General features: G+C 44.5%; 29 protein-coding genes and 1 riboswitch. Of the genes, 10 read left to right on the forward strand and 19 right to left on the reverse strand.

Features of this window, described 5'->3' with window-relative positions:
• Positions 1 to 9: 9 nt before the first annotated feature.
• Entirely contained in the window at positions 10 to 789 is a 780-nt protein-coding gene (gene ytpA / locus ACFVP7_RS16775) for a phospholipase YtpA (RefSeq protein WP_088326802.1), read from the reverse strand.
• Positions 790 to 837: 48 nt separating this feature from the next.
• Here ytpA and ACFVP7_RS16780 point away from each other — a divergent pair, with 48 nt between their 5' ends.
• A complete protein-coding gene (locus ACFVP7_RS16780) occupies positions 838 to 1,353 on the forward strand; it encodes a gamma carbonic anhydrase family protein (protein WP_338730719.1) in 516 nt (171 codons plus the stop codon).
• A 246-nt stretch (positions 1,354 to 1,599) separates the two neighbouring features.
• Here ACFVP7_RS16780 and alaP read toward each other — a convergent pair whose 3' ends face one another.
• The 3 genes from alaP to metK form a co-directional block, all read right to left on the reverse strand.
• The gene (gene alaP, locus ACFVP7_RS16785) at positions 1,600 to 2,991 is read right to left on the reverse strand and encodes an alanine permease AlaP (RefSeq protein ID WP_003229105.1); all 1,392 of its coding nucleotides are present in this window, start codon (positions 2,989 to 2,991) and stop codon (positions 1,600 to 1,602) included.
• Positions 2,992 to 3,126: 135 nt separating this feature from the next.
• Positions 3,127 to 5,025, reverse strand: coding sequence for an asparagine synthase (glutamine-hydrolyzing) (asnB, locus tag ACFVP7_RS16790; protein ID WP_338730720.1), 1,899 nt, complete (start codon positions 5,023 to 5,025; stop codon positions 3,127 to 3,129).
• A 149-nt stretch (positions 5,026 to 5,174) separates the two neighbouring features.
• Entirely contained in the window at positions 5,175 to 6,377 is a 1,203-nt protein-coding gene (gene metK, locus ACFVP7_RS16795) for a methionine adenosyltransferase (protein ID WP_041352286.1), read from the reverse strand.
• A 167-nt stretch (positions 6,378 to 6,544) separates the two neighbouring features.
• Positions 6,545 to 6,683: riboswitch (SAM riboswitch) on the reverse strand.
• Positions 6,684 to 6,879: 196 nt separating this feature from the next.
• Between metK and pckA the strand changes: the two genes are divergently transcribed.
• Entirely contained in the window at positions 6,880 to 8,463 is a 1,584-nt protein-coding gene (pckA, locus tag ACFVP7_RS16800; RefSeq protein ID WP_014480627.1) for a phosphoenolpyruvate carboxykinase (ATP), read from the forward strand.
• A gap of 38 nt (positions 8,464 to 8,501) precedes the next feature.
• Here the strand turns inward: pckA and ACFVP7_RS16805 are convergent, their stop codons facing one another.
• Positions 8,502 to 8,744 (reverse strand): DUF2584 domain-containing protein, encoded by a 243-nt coding sequence (locus ACFVP7_RS16805; RefSeq protein WP_004398611.1) that lies wholly within the window; start codon positions 8,742 to 8,744, stop codon positions 8,502 to 8,504.
• Positions 8,745 to 8,795: 51 nt separating this feature from the next.
• On the reverse strand, positions 8,796 to 9,569 hold the full coding sequence (locus ACFVP7_RS16810; protein WP_029318292.1) for a S9 family peptidase: 774 nt from the start codon (positions 9,567 to 9,569) through the stop codon (positions 8,796 to 8,798).
• Between the two features lie 151 nt (positions 9,570 to 9,720).
• On the opposite strand from ACFVP7_RS16810, the gene ACFVP7_RS16815 reads away from it, so the two are divergent.
• Genes ACFVP7_RS16815 through ACFVP7_RS16825 form a run of 3 tightly spaced genes read left to right on the forward strand, consistent with a single transcriptional unit; the run spans position 9,721 to position 12,307 of the window.
• Entirely contained in the window at positions 9,721 to 10,725 is a 1,005-nt protein-coding gene (locus ACFVP7_RS16815; protein WP_338730721.1) for an ABC transporter substrate-binding protein, read from the forward strand.
• Positions 10,726 to 10,737: 12 nt separating this feature from the next.
• The gene (locus ACFVP7_RS16820) at positions 10,738 to 11,520 is read left to right on the forward strand and encodes an ABC transporter ATP-binding protein (protein WP_003229092.1); all 783 of its coding nucleotides are present in this window, start codon (positions 10,738 to 10,740) and stop codon (positions 11,518 to 11,520) included.
• On the forward strand, positions 11,495 to 12,307 hold the full coding sequence (locus tag ACFVP7_RS16825; RefSeq protein WP_014477740.1) for an ABC transporter permease: 813 nt from the start codon (positions 11,495 to 11,497) through the stop codon (positions 12,305 to 12,307). Before ACFVP7_RS16820 ends, ACFVP7_RS16825 begins: the two co-directional genes overlap by 26 nt.
• Before the next feature lie 26 nt (positions 12,308 to 12,333).
• Here the strand turns inward: ACFVP7_RS16825 and ytkD are convergent, their stop codons facing one another.
• From ytkD to ACFVP7_RS16840, 3 genes are all read right to left on the reverse strand, one after another.
• Positions 12,334 to 12,810 (reverse strand): RNA deprotection pyrophosphohydrolase, encoded by a 477-nt coding sequence (gene ytkD / locus ACFVP7_RS16830; protein ID WP_003229087.1) that lies wholly within the window; start codon positions 12,808 to 12,810, stop codon positions 12,334 to 12,336.
• Positions 12,811 to 13,018: 208 nt separating this feature from the next.
• Positions 13,019 to 13,423: a holin family protein gene (locus ACFVP7_RS16835; protein WP_128738150.1), complete on the reverse strand. Its 405-nt coding sequence runs from the start codon at positions 13,421 to 13,423 to the stop codon at positions 13,019 to 13,021.
• A gap of 165 nt (positions 13,424 to 13,588) precedes the next feature.
• Positions 13,589 to 14,026 carry a Dps family protein gene (locus tag ACFVP7_RS16840; RefSeq protein WP_003229083.1) on the reverse strand — a complete coding sequence of 146 codons (438 nt, stop codon included), beginning with the start codon at positions 14,024 to 14,026 and terminating at the stop codon, positions 13,589 to 13,591.
• A 128-nt stretch (positions 14,027 to 14,154) separates the two neighbouring features.
• Here ACFVP7_RS16840 and ytzI point away from each other — a divergent pair, with 128 nt between their 5' ends.
• Positions 14,155 to 14,295: a YtzI protein gene (gene ytzI / locus ACFVP7_RS16845; RefSeq protein WP_003229081.1), complete on the forward strand. Its 141-nt coding sequence runs from the start codon at positions 14,155 to 14,157 to the stop codon at positions 14,293 to 14,295.
• On the opposite strand, the gene ACFVP7_RS16850 is transcribed toward ytzI, so the two are convergent.
• Positions 14,289 to 14,726 (reverse strand): FixH family protein, encoded by a 438-nt coding sequence (locus tag ACFVP7_RS16850; protein WP_014477743.1) that lies wholly within the window; start codon positions 14,724 to 14,726, stop codon positions 14,289 to 14,291. The genes ytzI and ACFVP7_RS16850 overlap by 7 nt on opposite strands.
• 119 nt (positions 14,727 to 14,845) lie before the next feature.
• Complete coding sequence (locus ACFVP7_RS16855; RefSeq protein WP_003219361.1) at positions 14,846 to 15,319, reverse strand: S-ribosylhomocysteine lyase; 474 nt, start codon at positions 15,317 to 15,319, stop codon at positions 14,846 to 14,848.
• 128 nt (positions 15,320 to 15,447) lie between these two features.
• Between ACFVP7_RS16855 and yidD the strand changes: the two genes are divergently transcribed.
• Entirely contained in the window at positions 15,448 to 15,675 is a 228-nt protein-coding gene (yidD, locus tag ACFVP7_RS16860; RefSeq protein ID WP_003229076.1) for a membrane protein insertion efficiency factor YidD, read from the forward strand.
• On the opposite strand, the gene ACFVP7_RS16865 is transcribed toward yidD, so the two are convergent.
• Positions 15,672 to 16,235, reverse strand: a complete 564-nt coding sequence (locus ACFVP7_RS16865) for a carbonic anhydrase (protein WP_014477744.1) — start codon at positions 16,233 to 16,235, stop codon at positions 15,672 to 15,674. The genes yidD and ACFVP7_RS16865 overlap by 4 nt on opposite strands.
• 93 nt (positions 16,236 to 16,328) lie before the next feature.
• Positions 16,329 to 16,577, reverse strand: coding sequence for a type B 50S ribosomal protein L31 (locus ACFVP7_RS16870; RefSeq protein ID WP_003219346.1), 249 nt, complete (start codon positions 16,575 to 16,577; stop codon positions 16,329 to 16,331).
• A gap of 205 nt (positions 16,578 to 16,782) precedes the next feature.
• Here ACFVP7_RS16870 and ACFVP7_RS16875 point away from each other — a divergent pair, with 205 nt between their 5' ends.
• The 3 genes from ACFVP7_RS16875 to ACFVP7_RS16885 are packed head-to-tail and all read left to right on the forward strand — an operon-like array spanning position 16,783 to position 19,410.
• Complete coding sequence (locus tag ACFVP7_RS16875) at positions 16,783 to 18,114, forward strand: cytochrome ubiquinol oxidase subunit I (RefSeq protein WP_187953827.1); 1,332 nt, start codon at positions 16,783 to 16,785, stop codon at positions 18,112 to 18,114.
• Between the two features lie 43 nt (positions 18,115 to 18,157).
• The gene (locus ACFVP7_RS16880; protein ID WP_014480631.1) at positions 18,158 to 19,198 is read left to right on the forward strand and encodes a cytochrome d ubiquinol oxidase subunit II; all 1,041 of its coding nucleotides are present in this window, start codon (positions 18,158 to 18,160) and stop codon (positions 19,196 to 19,198) included.
• A gap of 53 nt (positions 19,199 to 19,251) precedes the next feature.
• Complete coding sequence (locus tag ACFVP7_RS16885; protein ID WP_003229069.1) at positions 19,252 to 19,410, forward strand: DUF1540 domain-containing protein; 159 nt, start codon at positions 19,252 to 19,254, stop codon at positions 19,408 to 19,410.
• Positions 19,411 to 19,428: 18 nt separating this feature from the next.
• Here ACFVP7_RS16885 and mntD read toward each other — a convergent pair whose 3' ends face one another.
• The 6 genes from mntD to ACFVP7_RS16915 form a co-directional block, all read right to left on the reverse strand.
• Complete coding sequence (mntD, locus tag ACFVP7_RS16890) at positions 19,429 to 20,316, reverse strand: manganese ABC transporter permease MntD (RefSeq protein WP_338730722.1); 888 nt, start codon at positions 20,314 to 20,316, stop codon at positions 19,429 to 19,431.
• Positions 20,306 to 21,613, reverse strand: a complete 1,308-nt coding sequence (gene mntC / locus ACFVP7_RS16895) for a manganese ABC transporter permease MntC (protein ID WP_338730723.1) — start codon at positions 21,611 to 21,613, stop codon at positions 20,306 to 20,308. The genes mntD and mntC overlap by 11 nt, the downstream gene beginning before the upstream one ends.
• A 5-nt stretch (positions 21,614 to 21,618) precedes the next feature.
• Positions 21,619 to 22,371 (reverse strand): manganese ABC transporter ATP-binding protein MntB, encoded by a 753-nt coding sequence (gene mntB, locus ACFVP7_RS16900; RefSeq protein WP_014480635.1) that lies wholly within the window; start codon positions 22,369 to 22,371, stop codon positions 21,619 to 21,621.
• A gap of 18 nt (positions 22,372 to 22,389) precedes the next feature.
• Positions 22,390 to 23,310 (reverse strand): manganese ABC transporter substrate-binding protein/adhesin MntA, encoded by a 921-nt coding sequence (gene mntA / locus ACFVP7_RS16905; RefSeq protein WP_024572069.1) that lies wholly within the window; start codon positions 23,308 to 23,310, stop codon positions 22,390 to 22,392.
• Positions 23,311 to 23,589: 279 nt separating this feature from the next.
• Complete coding sequence (gene menC / locus ACFVP7_RS16910; protein ID WP_338730724.1) at positions 23,590 to 24,705, reverse strand: o-succinylbenzoate synthase; 1,116 nt, start codon at positions 24,703 to 24,705, stop codon at positions 23,590 to 23,592.
• On the reverse strand, positions 24,702 to 26,162 hold the full coding sequence (locus ACFVP7_RS16915) for an o-succinylbenzoate--CoA ligase (RefSeq protein ID WP_396582539.1): 1,461 nt from the start codon (positions 26,160 to 26,162) through the stop codon (positions 24,702 to 24,704). The genes menC and ACFVP7_RS16915 overlap by 4 nt, the downstream gene beginning before the upstream one ends.
• Positions 26,163 to 26,190 lie beyond the last annotated feature (28 nt).

Below are 26,190 nucleotides of genomic sequence, written 5' to 3' on the forward strand. Positions count from 1 at the left end.
CCTACTAGTTCAAATATATTGATCAGTAAACGCTCTTGCTGCTTTAAAAACATCTTCTCTCTCGGGTTCATTGAAGATCTCATGGTAAAGCCCTTCCCACTCTCTGTATGCTTTATTATGAGAAGCAACACCATTAAACCACTTAATGACCATCGTTTTGTCAACAAGCTTGTCATCACCGGCTTGCATCACAAGAAGCGGAACTTTCAAAAATGCCTCTGTCGGCACCATTGCCGATTCAATTGTCTTTAAAAGCTCTCTGTACCATCTGACAGAAACTTTCCTGACGTATAACGAATCATTTTGGTCAGCTTCGATGACGTCCTCATTGCGCGTCGCCATATCAATTGATAATCCCGAATCAACCTTAAGTGACGGAGCGATGACATTCAGGCCTCTTGATGCAAGATCAAGCGCTTTATTGACTTTAATTTGCAGTCCGAGACACGGTGATGATAAAATAATTCCCGTAATCCGGGGATTTCTTTGCTGTTTAACCCATTCAATCGCGACCAGACCGCCCATGCTGTGACCTAGAAGAAAAACCGGCAGATCAAAGGTTCGCGCTTTATCTATCCAAGCATCTACTTCATCAATGTATTCTTGAAACGAGCGAATATGCCCTCTCGCTCTTGTCGTTGTTCCCTGTCCAGGCAAATCGCCCATGACAACGTGATAACCCGAGGACCGCCACATTTCAATCAGCCATTTATATCGTCCGTGATATTCACTTGCCCCGTGTATGATTACAATCACGGCAACAGGTCTGTCTGCTTTCCAGGTCCACATGTTCTTCACCTCATACGAAATTTAAATAGAGAAAGAAGGATGAATCTTATGATCTACCCTTATAAGGAACACAAGCCAGATATCCACCCAACAGCCTTTATAGCTGATAATGCAACAATTACCGGTGATGTCGTTATCGGAGAACAGTCCAGCATTTGGTTTTCTGTTGTCATAAGGGGAGATGTTGCGCCGACCAGAATCGGAAACAGAGTCAATATTCAGGATTTAAGCTGCCTCCATCAAAGCCCGAACAAGACGCTACTCATTGAAGATGACGCCACGATAGGCCATCAGGTTACACTTCATAGCGCCGTTATCCGCAAGAACGCCTTAATCGGCATGGGCTCAATCATTTTAGACGGAGCCGAAATTGGCGAAGGCGCTTTTATTGGTGCTGGCAGTCTTGTCCCGTCCGGAAAAATCATTCCGCCTGGCCATCTCGCCTTTGGCCGCCCTGCAAAAGTCATCCGCCCTTTGACGGAAGAAGACCGAAAAGATATGCAAAGAATACGGTCAGAATATGTAGAAAAGGGCCAATATTATAAATTTCTTCAACAAACATAAGACCTGCTTCGTCTTACTTTACCATTTTTCAAATTATATTTGAAAGCAATAACCATCGTTAACCCGGACGTCATCACAGTTCGGGTTTCGACTTTTCCATAAAACGTTCACATATAGCATCCAAACGTATGACTTTTATCTTATCACAAAACTGTAAACAGCCTCTGCAAACACACATACCTATTCTTTCCTGTTCTCTTTTTTCTATGAGCACACACAAAAAGAGCCCACTGGGAGCTCTTTTTGTCAGCTGATATTTCGTTCGCTGGCAGCAGCCGCATTTTTTTTATGAAACCCTTTTCCATAGTACACAGCCAGCAAGATTAGAAACCATATCGGCCCGATAATCACGGCTACTCTTGTATCAGGGCTGTAAGCCATAAGAATGACGACGAATGCTAGAAATGCCAATGACACATAAGACGTAAACGGAAATAAAGGCATTTTGTACTTTAATTGTTTCTTTTCTTCCGGCTTCAAACTTTTCCTATATTTTATTTGAGAAAGCAAAATGATTGCCCACGTCCAAATCGCTCCGAACGTCGCAATACTTGTAACCCAAGTAAATACCTTCGCAGGTACAACATAGTTTAACAGCACTCCGACTAATAAAGCCCCCGCTGAAGCCAGAACAGCTTTACCCGGGATGCCGCCTTTCGTCAGCTGACCGTATGCTTGTGGCGCCTCTTTCTGTTCCGCCAAGTTAAACAGCATCCGCCCTGTGCTGAAAATACCGCTGTTGCATGAAGACAGCGCGGCAGTCAACACGACAAAGTTAATGATACCTGCTGCCGATGGAATGCCCACTTTTTGAAATGTGAGAACAAATGGACTTCCTTGAGAGCCAATTTCCTGCCACGGATAAATAGACATAATGACAAATAAAGCGCCTACATAAAAAATCAAAATCCGCCAAAATACTGTATCGATTGCTTTGGCTAACGATTTTTGCGGGTTTTTCACTTCGCCAGCCGTCACCCCGATCATTTCAATCCCTAAATAGGCGAACATGACCATTTGAAGAGACAATAGAACCCCTTTTAAACCATGAGGGAAAAATCCTCCGTTGTTCCACAAATTGCTGATTCCAGTGGCAATGCCCCCATTGCCGACTCCTGCAATAATCATCAATAAACCGACAGCAATCATGGATAAGATCGCAACAATTTTAATCAATGCGAACCAAAATTCCAACTCACCGTAAGCTTTGACAGCCAGGAAATTAACACCCGTCATAATGACCAGCGCCGATAATGCCCAAATCCAGTTTGGCACGTCAGGAAACCAGAACCCCATATAGATACCGACAGCAGTAATTTCGGCCATACAGGTGACAACCCATAAAAACCAGTAGTTCCACCCTGTTAAATAGCCTGCAAGCGGTCCCAAATAATCACGCGCATACCTGCTGAAGGAGCCTGCGACCGGTTTTTGAATGGCCATTTCCCCAAGCGCTCTCATAATAAAAAACATGACCAGGCCGCTTGCGGCATACGCTACCAAAATACCAGGCCCTGCTAATTGAATAGCTGATGCGGAGCCGAGGAACAACCCTACTCCTATAGCAGCTCCTAAAGACATTAAAGAAATATGCCTTTCTTCGAGTCCGCGGTGCAGCTCTTGTTTTTGTTTTTGCATGCTTCTTCTCCCCTAGAAAAAAATATCATTATATCATTTTTCTGAATATTCCGTACGGATTGGGTAAATCAATGATGATGGAGAAATAAAAGGATAACAACAAGGCTTTCGACTACTCGAAAGCCTTGTTGTCTGTTACACAAAGATGACTTCTTTAGGCTGATGGCTCAGCTCTTCAGGCATATACCGTTTTTCAATATTGATGCTGTGCCAGATCATAAAGATCAGTACAGTCCAGATTTTACGGCTGTTATCAGCCTTGTCCGCACAATGGTCTTCAAGAAGCTGAAGGACATAACCCTTATGGATATAAGCATCCGTTTGGCTTTCCTGAATAATATTCCGCACCCATTCGTTCATTTCGTTTTTCAGCCAATGACGGATCGGTACAGGGAAACCAAGCTTTTTGCGGTTTAATACGTGCTCAGGCACAATCCCTTCAGCGGCTTTGCGAAGAAGATACTTCGTTGTGCCGTTCTTCGTTTTCAGCTCATCAGGAATTTTTGAAGCGACGTCGAATACGACTTTATCCAAGAACGGCACACGCAGTTCCAAAGAATTCGCCATCGTCATTTTATCCGCCTTTAACAAAATGTCGCCGCGCATCCAAGTGTGGATATCGACATACTGCATTTTGTTGATATCGCTGTACGAGCTGCTTTCTGTAAAGTAAGTCTTCGTCACATCGCGATATGAAAGGTTCGGATTATAATGCTTCAACAGCTGCTTTTTGACAGACTCTTCAAAGATTTTCGCGTTACCGATATAACGATCCTGAAGCGGAGTACAGCCGCGCTCAAGCAGGCTCTTCCCTCTCATACCTTCAGGCATAACGGCAGCAACGTGCAGAAGCATCTTTTTCAGGCCGGACGGAATCCGTTCAAACGGTTTAAGCGAAAGCGGCTCACGGTAAATGTTATATCCGCCGAAGAGCTCATCCGCTCCTTCACCTGATAAAGCAACCGTTACATGTTTTTTCGCTTCTTTTGCAACAAAGTACAACGGAATCGCTGCCGGATCAGCAAGTGGGTCATCAAAATGCCAAACGATCTTCGGAAGCTCATTCATGTATTCCTCAGGCGAAATGACTTTGCTGATATTTTCGATGCCCAGCGCCGCTGCAGTTTCTTTCGCTACATCAACCTCACTGAAGCCCTGCTGTTCAAAGCCGACAGAGAATGTTTTTAAGCTTGGATGAAATTCCTTCGCAACAGACACAATAAAGGAAGAATCAATCCCGCCAGACAGGAATGAACCGACAGGAACGTCACTTCTCATATGAACGTTTACAGAGTCATAGATCGCGTCTCGGACTTCTTTCACAAGCTTGTCTTCTTCAGTCTGAACCGGCTTGAAGTTCGCTTTGAAATACGTTTTGAATGTGATATCGCCGTCCGGGCGGATTGTGAACTGTGAACCCGGCTCTACTTTTTTCACATGGGCATCAAGCGTGCTTGGTTCAGGAACAAATTGGAAAGACATGTACTGCTGCAATGCCTCTTTATCTATTTCAATATCATTCTGAGCAACCATTAAACTTTTTCTCTCTGAGGCAAAATAAACCTGATCATTGATTGTTGTGTAGTACAACGGTTTAATGCCGAATGGATCTCTTGCCCCATAAAGCACATGATCGTTTTTATTCCAAATCAGAAAGGCAAACATACCGCGCAGTTTGGACGCCGCTTCTTCTTTATAGTGACGGTAAGTCGCAAGAAGAACCTCTGTGTCCGAATCCGTGTTGAATGTGTACCCCTTTGCTTCAAGTTCTTCTCTCAGTTCAATATAGTTATAGATTTCTCCGTTAAAGATAATCCAATATGTTTCATCTTCATATGATAAAGGCTGTCCGCCATTTTCTACATCAATAATGCTGAGCCGTCTGAATCCGAAGCCGACGTGCTCATCATGGAAATATCCATCACTGTCAGGACCGCGGTGAACGATCATTTGGTTCATTTGTTTGATTAGTTCTTCTTGATCAGCGGTTTGAGCTAACGGATGCTTGTTAAAAACCCCGACAAATCCACACATAGTATTGCCTCCATAATTAAAATTGTCATCATTGAACCCCTATTTATAGACGCTGTGAATAGTATTTGGTTTCACAGTTATGTAAAAAAATAAACATGAATACAACGATAAAAAAGGGAAAGCCGCTTAACCAGTAAGCGGCTATAAAATTATTCTCCTAACGCTTCTTTACGCAGCTGCTCCGCTTTGTCTGTGCGCTCCCATGGAAGGTCAACATCGTGACGTCCAAAGTGGCCGTACGCAGCAGTTTGTTTGTAGATCGGACGGCGCAAATCAAGCATTTTGATAATGCCGGCAGGTCGTAAATCAAAGTTATTGCGAACAACTTCAATCAGTTTTTCCTCAGAAGCTTTTCCGGAACCGAATGTGTTGATTGAGATTGACACAGGCTGTGCAACACCGATCGCGTAAGCAAGCTGTACTTCGCAAGAATCAGCAAGCTCAGCCGCAACGATGTTTTTCGCAACGTATCTTGCCGCATAAGCTGCAGAACGGTCTACCTTCGTCGCGTCCTTACCTGAGAACGCGCCTCCGCCGTGGCGTGCATAGCCGCCGTACGTATCAACGATGATTTTGCGTCCTGTAAGTCCCGCATCGCCTTGAGGGCCTCCGATTACGAAACGTCCTGTAGGGTTGATGAAATATTTTGTTTCTTCATCAATCAGCTCTTTAGGAACAACCGGATTGATCACATATTCTTTAATGTTGCGCTGAATTTGCTCAAGTGTAATTTCAGGGTGATGCTGAGTTGAAATCACAATCGCGTCAATGCGGACTGGTTTGTTATTTTCATCGTACTCAACCGTTACCTGTGTTTTGCCGTCAGGGCGAAGGTACGGAAGAATATCTTCTTTACGGACTTCACTTAGGCGGCGGGCTAATTTATGGGCAAGTGAAATTGGAAGAGGCATAAGCTCTTTCGTTTCGTTGCACGCATAACCGAACATTAATCCTTGGTCACCCGCACCAATCGCTTCAATTTCTTCGTCGCTCATTGTGCCTTCACGGGCTTCAAGCGCTTGGTCTACGCCCATCGCGATATCAGCAGACTGCTCATCAATTGATGTTAAAACCGCACAAGTTTCCGCATCAAATCCGTATTTTGCACGTGTGTATCCGATTTCTTTAATGGTTTGGCGAACCGTTTTCGGAATGTCAACATACGTAGAAGTTGTGATCTCTCCGCTTACAAGAACCAAACCTGTTGTCACAGATGTTTCACAAGCAACACGCGCGTTAGGGTCTTTCTTTAAAATTTCATCTAAAATGCTGTCAGAAATCTGGTCACAGATTTTATCCGGATGCCCCTCCGTAACAGATTCTGATGTAAATAAACGACGATTTTTACTCATGATTTGCTTCCTCCTGCACAAGGCCTCCCGAAAGACCTTGTATATATGATACGGAACTCGCTCCCTCTTATACAATGTACAGTTATATTAGAGAATGTTAATTGGCATATTTATGAAATAAAAAAACCTTTTCCATCGAGGAAAGGGTTTGGTCTTTGTGCCTTTCACTCTTATCGCTCAAGGAATCATACAACCTTGCAACAGGTTAGCACCTTGGTTGTCTCACTCAGTTGAACATAATAAATAACAGAGAAACCGGTTGCTGGGCTTCATAGGGCCTGTCCCTCCGCCAGCTCGGGATAAGAGTATCCGCTCAATGAAATATCTTATCGTAAAAGGGTTTGCAATGTCAATATGATTCAGAAGAAATAGGCACCTATATTGAGGGAAAACAATGGAAATGCACACACAAAAAATAATAAATAGTATAGACTATTTGAAAATATATGTTATACTAATTCACAATTAGCAAAACACAAAAAACGATAAAGGAAGGTTTCATATGAACTCAGTTGATTTGACCGCTGATTTACAAGCCTTATTAACATGTCCAAATGTGCGTCATAATTTATCAGCAGCACAGCTAACAGAAAAAGTACTTTCCCGTAACGAAGGCATTTTAACATCCACAGGTGCTGTTCGCGCGACAACAGGCGCTTACACAGGACGCTCACCTAAAGATAAATTCATCGTGGAGGAAGAAAGCACGAAAAATAAGATCGATTGGGGCCCGGTGAATCAGCCGATTTCAGAAGAAGCGTTTGAGCGTCTGTATACGAAAGTTGTCAGCTATTTAAAGGAGCGAGATGAACTGTTTGTTTTCGAAGGATTTGCCGGAGCAGACGAGAAATACAGGCTGCCGATCACTGTCGTAAATGAGTTCGCATGGCACAATTTATTTGCGCGGCAGCTGTTTATCCGTCCGGAAGGAAATGATAAGAAAACAGTTGAGCAGCCGTTCACCATTCTTTCTGCTCCGCATTTCAAAGCGGATCCAAAAACAGACGGCACTCATTCCGAAACGTTTATTATTGTCTCTTTCGAAAAGCGGACAATTTTAATCGGCGGAACTGAGTATGCCGGTGAAATGAAGAAGTCCATTTTCTCCATTATGAATTTCCTGCTGCCTGAAAGAGATATTTTATCTATGCACTGCTCCGCCAATGTCGGTGAAAAAGGCGATGTCGCCCTTTTCTTCGGACTGTCAGGAACAGGAAAGACCACCCTGTCGGCAGATGCTGACCGCAAGCTGATCGGTGACGATGAACATGGCTGGTCTGATACAGGCGTCTTTAATATTGAAGGCGGATGCTACGCTAAGTGTATTCATTTAAGCGAGGAAAAGGAGCCGCAAATCTTTAACGCGATCCGCTTCGGGTCTGTTCTCGAAAATGTCGTTGTTGATGAAGATACACGCGAAGCCAATTATGATGATTCCTTCTATACTGAAAACACGCGGGCAGCTTACCCGATTCATATGATTGACAACATCGTGACTCCAAGCATGGCCGGCCATCCGTCAGCAATTGTATTTTTGACGGCTGATGCCTTCGGAGTCCTGCCTCCGATCAGCAAACTAACGAAGGAGCAGGCGATGTACCATTTCTTGAGCGGTTACACGAGTAAGCTTGCCGGAACCGAACGTGGTGTCACGTCTCCTGAAACGACGTTCTCTACATGCTTCGGCTCACCGTTCCTGCCGCTTCCTGCTCACGTCTATGCTGAAATGCTCGGCAAAAAGATCGATGAACACGGGGCAGACGTTTTCTTAGTCAATACCGGCTGGACCGGGGGCGGCTACGGCACAGGCGAACGAATGAAGCTTTCTTACACTAGAGCAATGGTCAAAGCAGCGATTGAAGGTAAATTAGAGGATGCTGAAATGATAACTGACGATATTTTCGGCCTGCACATTCCGGCCCATGTTCCTGGCGTTCCTGATCATATCCTTCAGCCTGAAAACACGTGGACCAACAAGGAAGAATACAAAGAAAAGGCAGTCTACCTTGCAAATGAATTCAAAGAGAACTTTAAAAAGTTCGCACATACCGATGCCATCGCCCAGGCAGGCGGCCCTCTCGTATAAAAAACAAAAGCCAAGAGCAATTATGCTCTTGGCTTGTTTTAATTGACAGAATGCAAAGAAGTCAGCTTGTATGTAATGATGGTCCGGCCTTCTTCCCATTGAAGCTTCTGCACTTCAGCTGTGCCTGACTTTTCGCCAAACTTTGTTTTGCGTACATCCATTGGAATCTCCATCGGATATACTCGGTATCCGTCCTTCTCTAACGTGAATATATTTTCATCTATGCGAACTTCTTTTCCTTTTGTCACAATCAGTGTATTAAATTCAACAGGCATTCCCAAAGTGAAATCCCCTTTCGTTCTCTTTTTTCTTTATCATAACATATTTCACTGTCAGCGGTTTTTCATCCATTGTGTGAGCTGCCGCACGATACGCCGGTTTTCTTTTGGCGGGAAATAATGTGTGAATGTACTGTAGTACCACGTCTCCACCGGCTTATGCAGTTGTTTTAGCTTCTCTTCAAATAAATAGGAATGCTGAATCGAAACATTTTGGTCTTTTTCTCCATGGATTAACAGCACGGGTGCCTGAATTTTATTTACTTGGTCAAACGGTGTCCTCCATTGATATTCCTCAGGCACCTTTTTCGGTGTTCCGCCGATGACTCTTTTCATCATTCGCCGCAAATCCTGCCGCTCCTCGTATGTAAGAATCATATCACTGACGCCTCCCCAGGAAACAAATGAAGCTGCCTGCCCGCCCATTTCGATCGCAGTGAGCATTCCCATAATTCCGCCGCGGGAAAAACCGAAGATGTGGATTCTATCCTTCTTGACATTTGGGTGCTGCTGAAGCAGGCGAAAAGCAGAAAATGCATCCTCCCTGTCTTCTCCTGCAAAATCCTCATTGCCTTCTCCTCCTTGATTTCCTCTGTAAAAAGGAGCAAACACCACAAACCCTTGGGATGCAAACTGGATAATCCGGCCCGGCCGAACCATGCCCACGCTTTTAATCCCGCCGCGCAAATATAAAAATCCGTCATATTGTCCCGGTTCCGCCGGCTCAGCCAGAAGCCCCTTAACCCGTAATCCATTTGACAGATAGCAGATCGTATACAAACGCACATGCTGGCTTGGCGACGGAAATCTTCTTTTCTCTACAATCAAAACAGCCGCCTCCTTTTTTTCTATATGCTTTCCTTACTCCAAAATTACATCCGGAGAACCTGGTTAGGCATTCACACATTTTTATACCCATCATACGATATGTAAAGCAAAAAAGGATATTAACTTGATGCGAAATAAGGAGGTTGTCTATGTGAACAGATGGTTAAGGCTGGGCTTCGCCTGTGTCGGCAGTATCTTTCTGATGTTCGCCCTGGCGGCTTGCAAGCAGGAAGAAACGCTCACAAAAGTCAAGGTAGCTGAAGTGACCCATTCAATTTTTTACGCACCTTTATATGTTGCTGAGTCTAAAGGGTTTTTTAAAGAAGAAGGGCTTGATGTCGATGTGAATACGACCTGGGGCGGAGACAAAACGATGACATCGCTTCTTTCCAACGGCTCTGACATCGCGCTTGTCGGGTCAGAAACATCTATTTATGTCGAAGCGCAAGGGGCTAAAGATCCCGTCATTAATTTCGCCCAGCTGACTCAGACAGACGGAACGTTTCTTGTCGCGAGAGAAGATGTTGAACACTTCGACTGGGATCAGCTGAAAGGAAAAACGTTTCTCGGTCAGCGAAAAGGCGGCATGCCGCAAATGGTCGGCGAGTATGTACTGAACAAACATAAGATTGACCCGCATAAGGATATAGACCTCATCCAGAACATAGACTTCGCCAATATTGCCAATGCGTTTGCTTCTGGAACCGGTGAGTATGTACAGCTCTTTGAACCGCAGGCTTCTCTCTTTGAGAAAAAAGGCATCGGCCATATCGTGGCTTCATTCGGAGAAGAATCAGGAGAGGTTCCTTATACGACTTTTATGGCGAAAAAAAGCTATTTGAAGAAAAATGAAGACACAGCCGTCAAGTTTACAAAAGCCATTTATAAGGCGCAGCAGTGGGTTGAAAATCATTCTGCGAAGGACATCACAGATGCCATTAAAGATGAATTTGATGATACCGACCCAGACGTCATCGAAACATCCATTGAACGCTATAAAAAACAGCATTCATATTCGCCAGACCCTCTGCTTAACAAAAAAGAATGGGAGCTTCTCCAAACCATTATGGATCAATCTGGAGAACTGCCGAAACACATTCCATACAATCAGCTTGTAAATAAAGAAATTGCTGAAAAAGTCACCTCGGAGAAATAGGAGGCGCCATCTATGTCTTTCTTACATGTCGACCATGTAACCCATACTTATTTTTCTATTAAAGAAAAAACAACGGCTGTGCGGGATATTCATTTCGATGCCGAAAAAGGTGATTTCATCTCATTTCTCGGCCCAAGCGGCTGCGGAAAAACAACACTGCTTTCCATTATTGCCGGTTTGATTGAGCCATCAGAAGGCAGAGTTCTGATTGAAGGCCGTGAGCCGAATCAAAAAGAACATAATATTGGCTATATGCTTCAGCAGGATTACTTATTTCCCTGGAAATCTATCGAGGAAAATGTGCTTCTCGGTTTAAAAATCGCCGACACGCTGACAGAAGAAAGCAAAGCCGCTGCACTCGGTCTATTGCCGGAGTTCGGCCTCATAGATGTGGAGAAAAAATATCCGAAAGAGCTGTCAGGCGGGATGCGCCAACGGGCTGCGCTTGCAAGAACACTTGCGCCTAACCCTAGTCTGCTTTTGCTGGATGAGCCATTTTCCGCGCTTGATTTTCAGACAAAGCTGTCTTTGGAAAACCTGGTATTCCGCACATTAAAGGAATATCAAAAAACAGCAGTGCTTGTCACTCATGATATAGGGGAAGCGATAGCGATGAGCGATACGATCTTTTTATTTTCAAATCAGCCGGGCACCATCCATCAGATTTTTACCATTCCTAAGGAATTGGCCGCGATGTTGCCTTTTGACGCCCGTCAGGAACCTTCCTTCCAGACACTGTTTCAAACGATATGGAAGGAGCTGAATTCTCTTGAGAAACAGCAAAGAAACCATTGATCTGCTTCACGAGCAGTATCAATTCAAACAGAAAAAGGAAAAGTGGAAGGTCCATTCCTTTCAGCTTGCCATATTTATTCTCTTTTTCTCGGGCTGGGAAACCTCCAGCAGGCAGGGCTGGATCGATCCGCTGATCTTCAGCTCTCCATCAGCTGTGTGGCGATTATTGCTGGAGAAACTTGGTGACGGTTCTTTACTGTCACACATCGGCGTCACTTTATTTGAAACGGTGCTTGGCTTTTTGCTTGGGACGTTTATGGGCACGTGCCTCGCCGCTTTGTTATGGTGGTCTAACCGACTTGCCAGAATTTTAGATCCGTATCTTGTGATTTTGAATGCAATGCCGAAAGTGGCCCTGGGCCCGATCCTGATTGTCGCGCTCGGTCCCAGTTTTATCAGCATCATTGCGATGGGAGCCATCATCAGCGTCATTATCACAACCATCGTTGTCTACACCGCCTTCCAAGAGGTCGACGAAAACTATACGAAAGTCATGAAAACATTCGGCGCAAAAAAGTGGGTTATTTTTAAAGAAGTCATACTGCCTGCATCCTCCCCCGCGATTATTTCAACACTAAAAGTGAACGTCGGTTTATCATGGGTTGGCGTCATTGTAGGGGAATTCCTCGTTTCGAAGGTCGGATTAGGATATATGATTATTTACGGATTCCAAGTCTTCAATTTTACACTCGTCTTCTTAAGCCTGCTGATCATCGCCATCTTCGCCACTCTGATGTATCAGGGCGTCGAGCTGCTGGAAAAGAAATGGACGAAGGGGAGGACATAAAAAACCCGGCATATATGCCGGGTTTTTTATTCAATCCATCCAGATTCCTTCAGTTTTTTCAAGCTGATCGGAAGTACGGAATCCTTCATAATAAAGCTGAATTTTTTATTGCGGGAAAGGTTCTCCGGAAGCTCGTGAAACAAAACCGGGCCTTTCGTTTCAAAGTAATCAGCTTGCTTTTCAAGCTTTTCTATATCTGCAAAATATATATTTTTCACAATCACTTTTTCTTTTCCGAGAACTTTATACTGTCCGAGATACTTGAGGCTTTTGACTCTCGCGCCCGTCTCTTCCTTTACTTCCCGGAGCGCAGCCTCTTCTGCGCACTCCATCGGCTCTACTTTCCCGCCTGGAAACTCATAGCCTCTGTCCTCATGTTCTGTTAAAAGCCATTTGCCGCCAAAACGGCAAATCACCCAGACATGCTTCGGGCTGTCCGAGAAAGGCTGATCGTCAAAGGAAAGCTGAACAGTATTCTGATAATAATCTTTAAACTCGTACATGTTTATCCCTCAAATCCGTTCCTAGCTATCTTCCATACATCATACCACAGTTACGTTTCTTCGGAAGCCTTTTATCAAAAAATAAGGGAAACCCAGCACGCCGTCAGGTTCTGCATGCAGACTAGCTCGTACAGTTTTTTGCGATAGCTTTTGCCGAAAAGTGCGACCGACGCTCTGGGCTTTATTATGACCCGCGAACAGGGAAAAGTTACGGTTTGCGCTTAAATTTATTTTTTAACGTTTCTAAAAGATCGACAAGCATCTGAGGAACCGGTATGCCAAGAGAGCTGGCTGTCACAACAATTTGCACAGATTCATAAAGAATATAAAACATAATAGCCAAGTCACGAATTGATCCCTCTGTATTCAGCAGCTGATCAAAAAAGTGGCATACAGAGATCAGAGCCAGCGTGACTAATTTTTTGACAAGCCGGGCAAATATCTTCTTAAACGACAGTTTGTGAATAATCGTTTCCTTCAAAGTCGTACTGATAAATTCAATTGCCATAAGAGAGAGCAAAATCAGAAATGAATACTGAAAACCTCCAAAGAAAAAACCCGCTGCTGAAACGCTGACTGCTAAAAACGAAAAGATGCCAAAGTCTCTATCCATTTATCCCAACATCCTTTCACAGAAACGGCCTTACGATATTCTATGGAAAACAAGCCGAACGGATTGGATTTTTCAGAAAAATGGACTGGTTGTCGCCTATTTTTCAGATACAAAAAGAAAAGCCGGACGTCTTTTTTAAGACATCCGGCCGTTCTATTTTTGAACTTAACCTAGGTAAGCTTTTAGCATCCAGTTATGTTTTTCAATATTTTGATGGATCGCAAGAAGCATGTCCCCTGTTGTTTCGTCACCGACTTCATCAGCTAAATCCATGCCGTTTTTCAGCTCTTCCGCGATGACTGTGAAATCATCATATACGCTTTGAACCATTTGTTCAGCTGTTTCATTTCCAGCCGCTTCTTTGACAGAAGCTGTTTCTAAGGATTCCTTCATTGTTGCAATCGGTTTTCCGTTCAGCGCCAAAAGACGCTCTGCTAAGTCATCAATATAAGTTGCCGTTTCATTGTACAGCTCCTCAAACTTTTCATGAAGAGTGAAGAAATCTTTTCCTTTCACATACCAGTGATAATTATGTAGTTTCACATACATGACCGTCCAGTTGGCTACTTGTTTGTTCACTGCTTGAATCAATTGTTCTGACATGGTATCTCCTCCTTGTTATATGACTATGTATACCCTTAATATCGTACGCTAAAACCTCTTTTTTACCCTTATCTGTCACGATTTCTTCTATTATGCTACAATTGTTAAAAAACGGGAGGTGGAATGTCATGACGCTTCTCATTACGATAAGTATTTTGATTGTGCTGGCTGTTTTGCTTGTAACCATTTGGACGACTGTAAAAGCCTATAATGTAAAGCATACCATTGATCCACCACAAGAAAATCACTCTGATTCACACAATCAATGATGATGTGAATGCTCCTCTTCTGACTGATTGCTGGCAGCATCGGCGTCTCCGACTTGGACTTTTAAGGTCGGCATGCTATGCTGTTTTTTTGCTGTGACATGGGATTGGACAGTGTATACACCATCTTCCTTAAACGTCGTTTCCAATCGGTATACGCCTTTTTCTTGTTTCGCCTTAAACATTTGGCTTGCGTCTTTTTCCCCTTCTTTCCATACTTCAAACTCTACTTCATCGGCATCCGTCACAGCTTCATCACCATATGATACGGCTGCTTCATAAGCAGCGCTTTCTCCGGGATTTACTTTTTCAGGCCCGGTCAGCTTGACATCCAAAACCTCGGGCGTCTCAGCTGTATTTGCTTTGCTTTCACCAGATCCGCATCCATTAAGCAATAAAGCAGAAAAAAGCAGAACAACCAACATCTTTTTCATGCCATCACCCTTTCATCGTTTACCTAAATAGTAGCAAACGCTTACAGCAAATGGTACACAAAATATGAGACGTCACAAAAAAGACCTTTTTGCTTAAGCGCAAAAAGGTCCTTTCTATTTTAGCCAAATACTTTTAGCAATTCTTCTTTATCCTGTGAAAGCCAGAAACGCATTAAACGTTTAGCGCCTTCCAGATCATGAAGCTTCGCTTGGCCGCACTGCTTTTCATTCGCAGCTGGTATTTCTGTAATCTCTACCGCTTCCTTCATTGTGTCTTCAAGCAGATCAACGATTTCCGCTGATGTCGGCTCTCCGCTCACAACTAGATAATAGCCTGTCTGGCAGCCCATTGGAGAAATATCAATGATATCAAAATGATCGTATTTCTCAGCGTGAGAACGAATCGTAAACGCGAGCAAATGCTCGAGTGTGTGAATGGTGTCAGGCTTCATCGCCTGTTTATTTGGCTGGCAAAAACGAATGTCAAATTTATTTACAACGCCGTCTGTTCCCACTTTATGCACGCCGCAATGTCTTACATATGGAGCAACAACCGCATTATGATCAAGCTCAAAACTTTCTACTGAAGGCATAATGGCACTCTCCCCTTTTTTAAAAATGTAATTTTATTATAACATACTTTTCCGATAAGAATTATTGATTAACTTTTCAATCTGTGTTTTTTTTCTTATACTTGCATCAGAAAGGTTGCTGAAGAAATATGAAAACCCTATTCATCGCTTTGATCAGAGGATATCAAAAATTCATCTCACCCCTGACGCCGCCAACATGCCGCTTTTATCCGACCTGTTCCCAATATGGAATCGAAGCGATTAAAACGCACGGCGCTTTAAAAGGCGGATGGCTGACAATCAAACGGATTTTGAAATGCCACCCGTTCCATCCGGGAGGAGTCGATCCCGTTCCTGAAAAAAAACAAAAACATTAATTGTTATAGCCGTTTACGATAAGATCCAGTTTTCCTGTTTTAGGATCAATGACTAAGCCATGGACCGGAACGTTTTCAGGGAACAGCGGGTGATGTTTTATAACGTCTACGCTGTCTTTCACACTCGCTTCCACTGAATCAAAGCTTTTAAACCATTGATCAAAGTCTACACCGGAGTACTTTATTGTTTCGATGCGTTCTTCCGGAATCCCTCTTGCTTTGATTTTTTCAAGCATGCTTTTGCTGCTGATTTTGCTCATGCCGCAATCGTGATGCCCGATCACACACACCTCATCTGCATTCAGCTCGTACACTGCGACGAGTAAACTTCTCATGATGCTTCCGAATGGGTGTGTCACAAGCGCACCGGCACTTTTAATGATTTTCACATCACCGTTTCGCAAATTCATCGCATGCGGCAGCAGTTCAACCAGACGAGTGTCCATGCAAGAAAGAATCGCCATTTTTTTATCTGGAAATTTTGATGTTTGATACTTTTCATACTCTCTTTGTTCAGTAAATGTCTTGTTAAATTCAAGAATATCATTTAGAAGACTCATGTTCGTTGTCCCTTTCTATTCTTTTTACTCTTCAATATATCACAACCCTTGTTTATTCGTCATAATAAAAAAAGACAAACCCTCTGGTCTGCCTTATTTCCCCATGTTATAGCGTTTTTTGAACTGCTCAACTCGTCCGCCTTTTTCATTGAATTTCTGGCGGCCTGTATAAAACGGATGCGTGTCAGAACTTACCTCTACTTTAATGACAGGATATGTGTTGCCGTCTTCCCACTCTGCTGTTTCATTAGATGTTTTCGTAGAGGTGCTGAGAAAACGGTAGCCGCTGTTGACATCCTGAAATATCACTTTGTGGTTCTTCGGATGAATTCCTTCTTTCATGTGTATCTCCTTTCAATAAATCGTAATAATTACGTTTTATTTTATAACCTTACAAACGTTTTGTCAATCTTCTTATATCCTTCCCTCTGTTTTCACATCGTAAACCTCATGACATTTAAGAATAGGAAGAATAATCTAACCGAGGAAGCAAATAATAAACCCAAAATACATACAGAACGTCTTTTTAGAAAGGTGGTTTACGATTGTGGATGATTTAGTTTTGGCCAGAAGCCTTTTTGGCACGACAATGGGCTTTCATATCATTTTCGCAACGCTTGGAGTCGGTCTCCCGCTCATGATTTTAGTGGCGGAATTGATCTATCAAAAAACGAAAGATGACCATTATGCGATCATGGCGAAAAGATGGACGAAAGCACAAGCCGTATTGCTGGGGGTCGCCATACCGACCGGAACGATCGCGGGCACTCAGCTCGCGCTTTTATGGCCGGGATTTATGGAAGTCATCGGCCGGGTGATGTCCCTGCCATTTCAAATTGAAATCTATGCTTTTTTTGTTGAAGCCCTATTCATGTCGATTTATGTATACGCTGCAGACCGTTTGTCACCTGCAATGAGGATTGTTGCTGTTTTCTTTGTGTTAGTCGGGGCAGCAGCATCAGCTGTTCTGATTACGAATGTTCACGCTTTTGAAGGTACACCCGCCGGTTTTAAAATTTTAAACGGAAAAATTACAGATGTTGACCCGTGGGCTGCGTTTTTTAATCCTAGCTTTTTTATCACTGCCGGCCATGTCGTGCTGTCCGCGTTTATGACCGGTGCGTTTATCGTGGCTTCTGTTGCGGCGTATAAAATGATCCGGACGAGGAAAAAGGAAAAGGTCTATCGCTTTCACCGGAAAGCCCTTTTGCTCGCACTGACGATCGGCGGTATTTTTTCATTGCTGACCGCTTTGAACGGACACGAATCTGCACAGATGCTGTACGAATACCAGCCCGAAAAATTAGCCGGTGCGGAAGGCCTGTTTGAAACAAGATCCCACGCCCCGCTCGCTATCGGCGGTTTTACCGACCCGAATGAAGAAAAAGTAAAATGGGCAATCGAGATTCCATGGGCTTTAAGCTTTTTGGCAGCGAACCGTTTTGACACTGTTGTAAAAGGATTAAATGCATTTCCGAAAGACGAATGGCCGCCGCTTTTCATTCACACGCTGTTTAATGCGATGGTCGGTGTAGGCATGCTGCTTATTCTTTATTCCATTATCGGTGTGGTCTGGAGAAAGGTGCTCAAGAAAGACCGTTTCCCAACGTGGCTTTTGGTCATTTTCATGACAGCAGGCCCTTTTAGTCTCATCGGCATTGAATTCGGCTGGATTTTCGCATGTACGGGGAGGCAGCCTTGGGTCATCTATCATCTGCTGAAAACGTCAGATGTCGTAACAACGACTGGCTCGATCGGGGTGCTGTTCTTATTTTTCACATTTGTTTATGCCGTGTTAGGTGCAGCTGTCGTCTACGTGCTTCTTTATTATTTCCGCAAGCACCCTGTTGACGAAGATTTAAATACAGCGGAGTCGTAATGGCTCCGCAAACAGGAAACCAAATGGAAGGAAGATCGTACAAATGGAGATTTCAACTGACGCTCTGATCGCCATCTCAATTATCTGGGGCTTTGTGTTTATTTACGCCGTCATGGCGACAATGGATTTTGGAGCGGGATTTTGGTCTATGATCTATTTAAACAAGGAGCATATGAAGGCCACCGATATTGCAAATCGCTTTTTGTCCCCGACTTGGGAGGTCACAAACGTCTTTATTGTGGCCATCGTCGTGGCGCTTTTCAGTTTTTTCCCCGGCGCGACATTTGTGCTCGGAACCGTTTTATTAATTCCCGGAAGCATGATTTTGCTGCTTTTAGCGATTCGAAGCGGATTTCTCGTTTTTTCAAATACAGCAAAGGAGCGGAAAACGCTAAGATATATTTCCGGCATCTCCGGCTTTATCATTCCTGCTATTTTAATTTTGGTGCTTCCTGTGACACACGGAGGGTTTATAGAAAAAACGGATGGAATCTATAACTTAAATATGTCTAAAATCTTTTCAAGCCCCAACGCCTATTCATTTATCGGGTTTGCGATTTTAAGCACCTTATTTTTGTCCTCGCTGCTGCTTGCAGATGTTTCAAATGTGGCAGAGGAACAGGATGCGTACCGAGCCTACAGAAAAAGCGCCCTGATTACCGGCCCGATTTCACTGTTGTTTGCTGTATGCATCATGGTGACAATGCGGAATGAAGCAAACTGGCTGTACAGCGGAATGATGAATGATTTTACTTGGATTATTGCATCGTTCATTACATTTGTCATTGCTGGAATCGCCCTTTTTCTGCCTAATAAGAGCTTTGGGCAAAACATCGGAAAACCGCGTCTCGCACTTGTTGCGATTGGGATACAGTATTTTCTCGCAAGCTACGCTTACGGGCGGGCGCATCTTCCGTATATGATTTATCCCGATGTGACAGTCATGTCAGGCTTCACAGAGCCAGCAACGTTCAGAGCGCTGTTTGCAACGTATATCGTTGCATTTATCATTCTATTTCCGGGCTTCTTTTTCTTCTGGAAAATGTTTATGCGAGATAAACGCTATATCCGCCAGGAGGAATAGAGGGCAAGCCAGCCGGCTATACTAATCCAGAACCTTTATAAGGAGGGGATGGCATGGAGCAGAAAATTCTATGTGAGGTCAACAACTGTTCTTATTGGGGCAAAGGTAACAAATGCACCGCTGATGCCATTTATGTTGTCAGCCATACTGGTGAAACGGCTGAAAACAGCCGGGAAACAGACTGCAAAACGTTTAAGCCGCATGATTTGTAATTAAAAGAAAGAGCTGCGTCAGCCAGCTCTTTCTTTTTGCATGTTGAGTGTTCTCAGCTTTTTAGTTATGACCCCGTTTGCAGGTGAAAACAAAAAGGCGCTTGCATAACATACACCTGTCATGGCCGCCATCGCTCCTGAAATCGAAACATTAAGCCATGTTGCGAAGAAATAGCCCATGACCGCCGACAGCCCGCCAATCAACGCGCTGAGAATCAGCATATAAAGAAGCCGGTCTGTCAGCAAATGTGCCGCAGCCGGCGGAACAATCAGCATGGCCACAACCAATACGGCCCCCACCGAATCAAAGGAAGCAACAGTCGTCATGGACAGCATGCCCATTTGCACGTAATGAATGAGCAAAACCGGTATTCCCAAGGCTAAGGCCATTTGAGGATCAAACGAAGCGATTTTAAACTCCTTATAGCACACACTGATCAACACTACGTTTAAAACCAGAACAGATGCCAGCATCCAAAACGCTTTCGGCCCAATATCAACCCCCAATACCGTCACCGTATTCCACGGCACAAAAGCGATTTCTCCCATTAACGAGTGCTCAATATCGAGATGGACATTCGCTCCATATACAGAAAGCAAAATAACCCCGATTGCAAATAAGGATGTAAACACAACTCCTATGGCAGCATCTGATTGAACCCCCTTGCTATGAAGAAGCTGAACCAAGAAAGCCGTTAACAGACCGGTTGCGGCTGCGCCAATAAACATAGAAATCCCATCAAGACTTCCCGTCACTAGAAAAGCGCCGACAATGCCAAGCAACACTGTATGACTGATTGCGTCGGCCAGCATCGCCATGCTTCTCAGCACAAGAAATGTGCCGATCAATCCGCAGCTTACACCGACTAATACACCGGTAGCTATAATCCATGCTTCAAAACTCATTTGCGATCTGTCCCTTCTCGGCATCATGAGACGCTTTTCGACGCTCAGGCATCCGTCCATACAGCTTTAAGAGTGAATAAAGCCGCTCTCTCGTTTCTCTCGGTAAACGGTCTGGGTCAAAGTAGTCCTGATCGGATTCTATATTGGCAAGTTCCATTTCATGCATGAGATACACTTCATACATCCGCTGCTTCAAAGCTGTGTGATAGCCTTTTTCTATCCCTTTGCTTGTGATTTGCCAAATCCCATTTTCGATACGCTCAATGCACCTCTCTTGTTCCAAGTCATTTAATGCCTTAAGGCATAATGAAGGGGATAGGCGTCTTTTCTTTCTTACACTTTCAACAGTTACACAAAGATTATTCTTTTCATACTGTTCATAAATCTCCAAAAGCACTTGCTTCCTGCTTGTTCTGCGCCGCAGCCTCATCAGCCTTATGGCTTTAGCAGCCAATCCCCGCTTAGGCGCGCAAATCATTGAAAAAAGAAAGAGCATCGTTGCAGATAGGATCATTAATGGCCCTGTCGCCATTCCCTTCATCGTGGTGCTAAGCAGGGTTCCGGCCACGCCGCTGACCCCGCCTGTAATCCCGGCAATGACGATCATCCCGGTTAATCGTTCGGTCCAATATCTCGCAGCTATGGCAGGTGTAATCAGCATAGCCGCCATTAGTATCACACCAACAGTCTGAAGCCCAATGACGACAGCACAGACAATCAGACAAGCCAAAAGCCCGTTTAAAAAACGCACCGGCATTCCTAATCCCTTTGCAAACGCGAGATCAAAAGTAATCAATGTAAATTCCTTAAAGAAAACAATACATAGGAGCAGCAGAGCAGCGGATATTCCTGCAATAAGGATGATATCCTGCCTGACCAATGAAGCAGCCTGGCCGAATAAAAAAGAATCAAGCCCGCTTTGGCTTCCCGCCCCCTGTTGCTGAATATATGTCAGCAGAATGATCCCGACACCAAAAAACACAGAAAGAACAATCCCGATCGCCGAGTCCTCCTTTGTTTTTGAAAGCCGAGGAATCAGTTGAATACAAAATGTTCCGAGCAGTCCGGCGAGCGCCGCACCCAGCAAAAAGAAAGGCAGTGATTTTTGCCCAGTGAACAGAAAAGCGAGACACACTCCCGGCAGAGCTGAATGGGCCATCGCATCGCCGATTAAACTTTGCTTTCTCAGCAGCACAAAGCTGCCCAAAACACCGCTTGCCGTCCCGAGCAAAAGCGTACCGGCCAGCACCCACTGTGTATTCGGATGCTGGAGCTGCAGCCACAAACTTTCAAACATTGCGCTCACTCCTTATGTCCTTCTGCCAGCACTTTATCTTTTAAAAACGTAAGCCTTCCTCCATATGTTTTTTGCAGGTTTTCGATCGTAAAAACGTTTTCCGCCGGTCCGAAAGCGATTTTTCTTAAATGAAGCAGTAAGATCCAATCGAAATAATCCTCGGCGGTCTGCAGATCATGATGGACGACAAGCACGGTTTTTCCTTTTTCTTTGAGTTCTGCCAACAGCGTCATAATCGCGCGCTCCGTCGCTGCATCGACACCTGCAAACGGTTCATCCATAAAATAAATGTCAGCGTTCTGGCAGAGTGCCCGGGCAAGAAACACCCGCTGCTGCTGTCCGCCTGACAGCTGGCTGATTTGCCTCTTCGCATAATCAAGCATCCCGACTTTTGCTAATGCTGCCTTCGCCATCTCCACATCCGCTTTCTTTGGCCTCTTTAATAAACCGATTCTCCCGTATCTTCCCATTAGGACGACATCGAGCGCGCTTGTGGGGAAATCCCAGTCAACCGAGCCGCGCTGCGGAACATATCCGATTCTGGTCCGTTGATCCTTATAGTCTTTGCCGTAAATAGAGATGTCTCCGGAAGCTCGGGGCACAAGACCGAGAATCGTTTTGATCAAGGTTGATTTTCCCGCGCCGTTTGGGCCGATAATGCCAATAAGTTTTCCTTCAGGCACCTGCAGCGAAATGTCCTGCAGTACAGGCTTTTTATGATAAGCAACCGTCACATTATCAAGCTCAACAGGGAACATATCCTCCACCTCTTTTCTTTATTTAAGCGCTTTAGTAATCGTGTTGATATTGTGGCGGAACATTCCTTCGTATGTGCCTTCTTTTGTGCCCTTTTCACCCATGGCATCCGAATAAAGCTGACCGCCGATTGTGACTGTATGGCCTTTTTCTTTAGCGCCTTCCACCACTGCATTGATTGATTTTTCAGATACACTGCTTTCTACGAACACAGCTTTTATTTGTTTGTCTGTCAGAAGATCAACCAGCTCCTGAACATCCCTTAATCCATAGTCCGAATCTGTGCTGAGTCCCTGCAGGCCTTTTACCTTAAATCCATACTCATTCCCAAAGTACGCAAACGCATCATGAGCAGTCACAAGCACACGGCTTTTCTCCGGAATATGTGCGATCTCCTTACGCGACCACTTATCTAAATATTGCAAATCTTCTTTGTACTCTTTGGCATTTTTCCGAAAGGCATCTGCGTGCTGAGGCATTGCTTTGCTGAATTGCGCTTCAATTTCATCCACCGCATAGATCCATAACGGAATGCTGAACCAGACGTGGGGATCAAACGTCTTGCCTTCCCCCGCGGGAATAAGCTTATTTTTCGGAATGGCCTCAGCTACTGCCGCCGATTGTTTTTGTTCGCCGATTTTTTGGAGGACATCCTCCATTTTCCCTTCCAAATGCAACCCGCTGTACAGAACAACATCGGCAGACATTAATTTTTTCGTGTCACCTTGGGAAGCTTTGTAAAGGTGCGGATCAACTCCCGGTCCCATTAAAGAGGTGACTTTTACATGCTTACCTCCGATGTTTTCTGCTGCATCGGCAATTTGAGATGTTGTCGCTGTCACTTGTAATTGCTGATCAGCGCTTTTCCCGGCTGAATCCGTTCCGCATCCCGTTAAAGCAAAGGTCGCAAAAAGTACTGCTGCCATCAGCCCTCGTCTCATATTTCTCCTCCTCTTTGCCATCAATGTCCGATTGTTTTATCTTATGTTGTCAGTTCTTAGACATGTGACATTTAATTAGCCAAAAGCATGTTTTATTCAAACAGGACAAAAAGTTTCCTTTGTGCAAAATTATCGCGTTTGGCCATTTTTGTCAAGCTGATTTACATAAAAAAACCGGCTGGGTCAGCAGCCGGTCCAAACGAGAAGGGATGTATTCAACGAACACTTTTACTGTAACAGCACAGTGTCATTTATTCAAAATAGCAAAATGCTTTTTTCTTAACCATGCTGTGTGAAAACATCCATTTTGGTCACATATTTTCGCATAATGTCTTGGTTTACCTCAACCCCTAAACCAGGCTGTTTTGACACAGAAATAAATCCATTATCAATACGAATATCAGGAGTTACAATATCTTCATCCCAATAGCGTGAGGATGAAGATATATCGCCAGGTATTGTGAATTGAGGCAGTGAAGCAAGCGCCACGTTCTGCGCTCTTGATATGCCTGTTTCCAGCATTCCGCCGCACCAAACCTGCATATGATGCTCTTTGCATAAATCATGAATTTTTAAGGCTTCTGTTAAGCCGCCGACACGAGAAGGTTTTATATTAATAATTTTGCAGCTTCCTAGCTCAATCGCCCGTCTCGCATCATCAACTGAACAAATGCTCTCATCAAGGCAAATGGCCGTTTTCAAATGTTTCTGCAGGTGGCGGTGATCAACGATATCGTCGGATTGAAGGGGCTGCTCAATCATCATTAAATGGTAGTCATCAAGCTCCTTTAAGCGGCTGATATCCTTCAGTTCGTAAGAGGAATTGGCATCGGCCATAAGCGGGATGTTTGGGAATCGGCTGCGGATGGCCTTGACCAATTCCACATCCTGCCCAGGCTGAATTTTAATTTTTATTCTTTGATAACCTTCTTTTTGATAGCTCTCAATTTCCTGCAGCATATCGTCAAGAGGCGCCAGGCCGACTACCACGCCGGCAGGGACTTTATCTCTTGTTCCGCCCAATGCCTCAGCAAGGGATACGCCCTTCTTTTTGGCATAGATATCCCATACAGCCGATTCAAGTCCCGCTTTTGCCATCCGGTTTCCTTTATAACGCGCCAGGCTGTCCGGCACTTCTGAAGGGTGATTGAATTCACGGCCGACGACATTTGGGATAAAAAAATCTTTTAGCATATGCAAACATGTTCCAATGGTTTCCTCGGTGTACCAAGGCGAAGAGAAAGCGGAAACTTCTCCCCAGCCTGTGACACCTGATGTATCAATAGCTTCCACGATCAGAAATTTACGCTCTTGAAGCGTTTCGATACTGTTTTTAAACGGTTTCTTTAAGTTCATGCTCAAATGATAAAGCGTGATTTTTTCTATTTCGATCATAGCAGTTCTCCTTTACGCGCATCCTTCAGCTGATTTCGCAAGAGCTTATTAGACGCATTGCGCGGCAGGCGGTCAAGCACAAAGAATTTTGCCGGAATTTTATACTTCGCCAAGCGTTCTTTGCAGTAGGCAGTCAATTCTTCTGCGCTCACAGGCTTGTGAAGGACAAGATAGGCGTGAGGCACTTTCCCCCATTTTTTGTCCTCAGCCCCTGAAACCCCGGCTTCGGCCACAGCGGGGTGTGAAAGCAGCACTGACTCCACTTCGGCCGGATAAATGTTTTCTCCGCCGGATATGATCAGATCTGAACGTCTGTCTAATACATATAAAAAGCCTTCGCTGTCCAAATAACCAAGATCACCTGTTTTCAGCCAGCCATTTTGAAAGGAGGCTTCGTTTGCGCTCTCCCGGTTAAAATAGCTTTTCATGACATTCGGGCCTTTGACCATGATTTCACCGTGTTCAAACGGTTCACATACCTGTCCGTCCCGCTCTATTTTGATTTCACATGAAAACAGCGGTTTCCCCGCAGATCCGAGCTTTTCCATACTGAATTCCGGCGACAGGGTAACAATTTGCGAGCATGTTTCTGTCATTCCATATGACTGAAAGACAGGGAATCCTTTCTCACGGCATTCCTCAAGCAATGGCAGCGGTGCAGGACCGCCGCCGAGAAGAATGCATCTGATGGATTCAGGGCAGCGGTTTGTTTCTTCCAAAAGACTGGCCAGCATAGTCTGCACCGCAGATATCATTGTCACTTCATGCCTGTTGATAGAATCCAGCACATCGCTTACGGAAAAACGCTGGTGAAGCACGACAGACATTCCATAGATCACAGATTTAAATAATGCGGACAAGCCGCTGATATGAAAGAGCGGCAATGCGATAAGCCAGCGGTCTTGTTCTGTTATACCCAAATTAAGCGCGGACGACACCGCACTGAAATAATGGTTTCCGAACGTTTGCTGAACTCCCTTGGGCTTTCCTGTCGTACCCGACGTATACATCAGCGTTGCCGTTGCATCCATTTGCATATAAGCTTGGATCTCAATTTCCTCTGCTGCTTCTTTCATCAATTCATCCACATCAATCGTTTGAACGACGTGTTCATACTCTTTCTTGTCAAAGCTTGAATCTGTCAGTAAAAAGCCGGATCCGGAATCCTCCAGCTGAAACAGCCTTTCATGTGTTGACAGCTTCGTATTCAAAAGCACTGCCTTAACACCAAGCAAAAAACAAGCGTGAACGGCGTATACCATTTCTGCACGGTTTTGGAGCAAAATAGCCGCAGTATCCCCTTTCCGAACCGAATGAGCGGCAAGCTGTGCCGCCATTCGCTTAGACGCGGCAAATAATTCTGCAAATGTCACGGTTTGGTCTCTATAAATGAGAGCGATTCTCTCAGGTGTCAGCTGTGCCCGCTGCATGAGCCAGTTAGGCTGTTCTGTCAGCATGTCATCATCTCCGAGGTAAAATGTCTGT

The sequence above is a fragment of the Bacillus sp. SG20033 genome (assembly GCF_044570195.1).
GTDB classification, from domain to species: Bacteria; Bacillota; Bacilli; order Bacillales; family Bacillaceae; genus Bacillus; species Bacillus subtilis.

Excerpts from the sequence above, each read along its gene's own strand:
- ytpA (WP_088326802.1), bottom strand. The coding sequence starts at position 789 with ATGTGGACCTGGAAAGCAGACAGACCTGTTGCCGTGATTGTAATCATA.
- ACFVP7_RS16780 (WP_338730719.1), top strand. The coding sequence starts at position 838 with ATGATCTACCCTTATAAGGAACACAAGCCAGATATCCACCCAACAGCC.
- alaP (WP_003229105.1), bottom strand. The coding sequence starts at position 2,991 with ATGCAAAAACAAAAACAAGAGCTGCACCGCGGACTCGAAGAAAGGCAT.
- asnB (WP_338730720.1), bottom strand. The coding sequence starts at position 5,025 with ATGTGTGGATTTGTCGGGGTTTTTAACAAGCATCCGTTAGCTCAAACC.
- metK (WP_041352286.1), bottom strand. The coding sequence starts at position 6,377 with ATGAGTAAAAATCGTCGTTTATTTACATCAGAATCTGTTACGGAGGGG.
- pckA (WP_014480627.1), top strand. The coding sequence starts at position 6,880 with ATGAACTCAGTTGATTTGACCGCTGATTTACAAGCCTTATTAACATGT.
- ACFVP7_RS16820 (WP_003229092.1), top strand. The coding sequence starts at position 10,738 with ATGTCTTTCTTACATGTCGACCATGTAACCCATACTTATTTTTCTATT.
- ytkD (WP_003229087.1), bottom strand. The coding sequence starts at position 12,810 with ATGTACGAGTTTAAAGATTATTATCAGAATACTGTTCAGCTTTCCTTT.
- ACFVP7_RS16835 (WP_128738150.1), bottom strand. The coding sequence starts at position 13,423 with ATGGATAGAGACTTTGGCATCTTTTCGTTTTTAGCAGTCAGCGTTTCA.
- ACFVP7_RS16840 (WP_003229083.1), bottom strand. The coding sequence starts at position 14,026 with ATGTCAGAACAATTGATTCAAGCAGTGAACAAACAAGTAGCCAACTGG.
- ytzI (WP_003229081.1), top strand. The coding sequence starts at position 14,155 with ATGACGCTTCTCATTACGATAAGTATTTTGATTGTGCTGGCTGTTTTG.
- ACFVP7_RS16850 (WP_014477743.1), bottom strand. The coding sequence starts at position 14,726 with ATGAAAAAGATGTTGGTTGTTCTGCTTTTTTCTGCTTTATTGCTTAAT.
- ACFVP7_RS16855 (WP_003219361.1), bottom strand. The coding sequence starts at position 15,319 with ATGCCTTCAGTAGAAAGTTTTGAGCTTGATCATAATGCGGTTGTTGCT.
- yidD (WP_003229076.1), top strand. The coding sequence starts at position 15,448 with ATGAAAACCCTATTCATCGCTTTGATCAGAGGATATCAAAAATTCATC.
- ACFVP7_RS16865 (WP_014477744.1), bottom strand. The coding sequence starts at position 16,235 with ATGAGTCTTCTAAATGATATTCTTGAATTTAACAAGACATTTACTGAA.
- ACFVP7_RS16870 (WP_003219346.1), bottom strand. The coding sequence starts at position 16,577 with ATGAAAGAAGGAATTCATCCGAAGAACCACAAAGTGATATTTCAGGAT.
- ACFVP7_RS16880 (WP_014480631.1), top strand. The coding sequence starts at position 18,158 with ATGGAGATTTCAACTGACGCTCTGATCGCCATCTCAATTATCTGGGGC.
- ACFVP7_RS16885 (WP_003229069.1), top strand. The coding sequence starts at position 19,252 with ATGGAGCAGAAAATTCTATGTGAGGTCAACAACTGTTCTTATTGGGGC.
- mntD (WP_338730722.1), bottom strand. The coding sequence starts at position 20,316 with ATGAGTTTTGAAGCATGGATTATAGCTACCGGTGTATTAGTCGGTGTA.
- mntC (WP_338730723.1), bottom strand. The coding sequence starts at position 21,613 with ATGTTTGAAAGTTTGTGGCTGCAGCTCCAGCATCCGAATACACAGTGG.
- mntB (WP_014480635.1), bottom strand. The coding sequence starts at position 22,371 with ATGTTCCCTGTTGAGCTTGATAATGTGACGGTTGCTTATCATAAAAAG.
- mntA (WP_024572069.1), bottom strand. The coding sequence starts at position 23,310 with ATGAGACGAGGGCTGATGGCAGCAGTACTTTTTGCGACCTTTGCTTTA.
- menC (WP_338730724.1), bottom strand. The coding sequence starts at position 24,705 with ATGATCGAAATAGAAAAAATCACGCTTTATCATTTGAGCATGAACTTA.
- ACFVP7_RS16915 (WP_396582539.1), bottom strand. The coding sequence starts at position 26,162 with ATGCTGACAGAACAGCCTAACTGGCTCATGCAGCGGGCACAGCTGACA.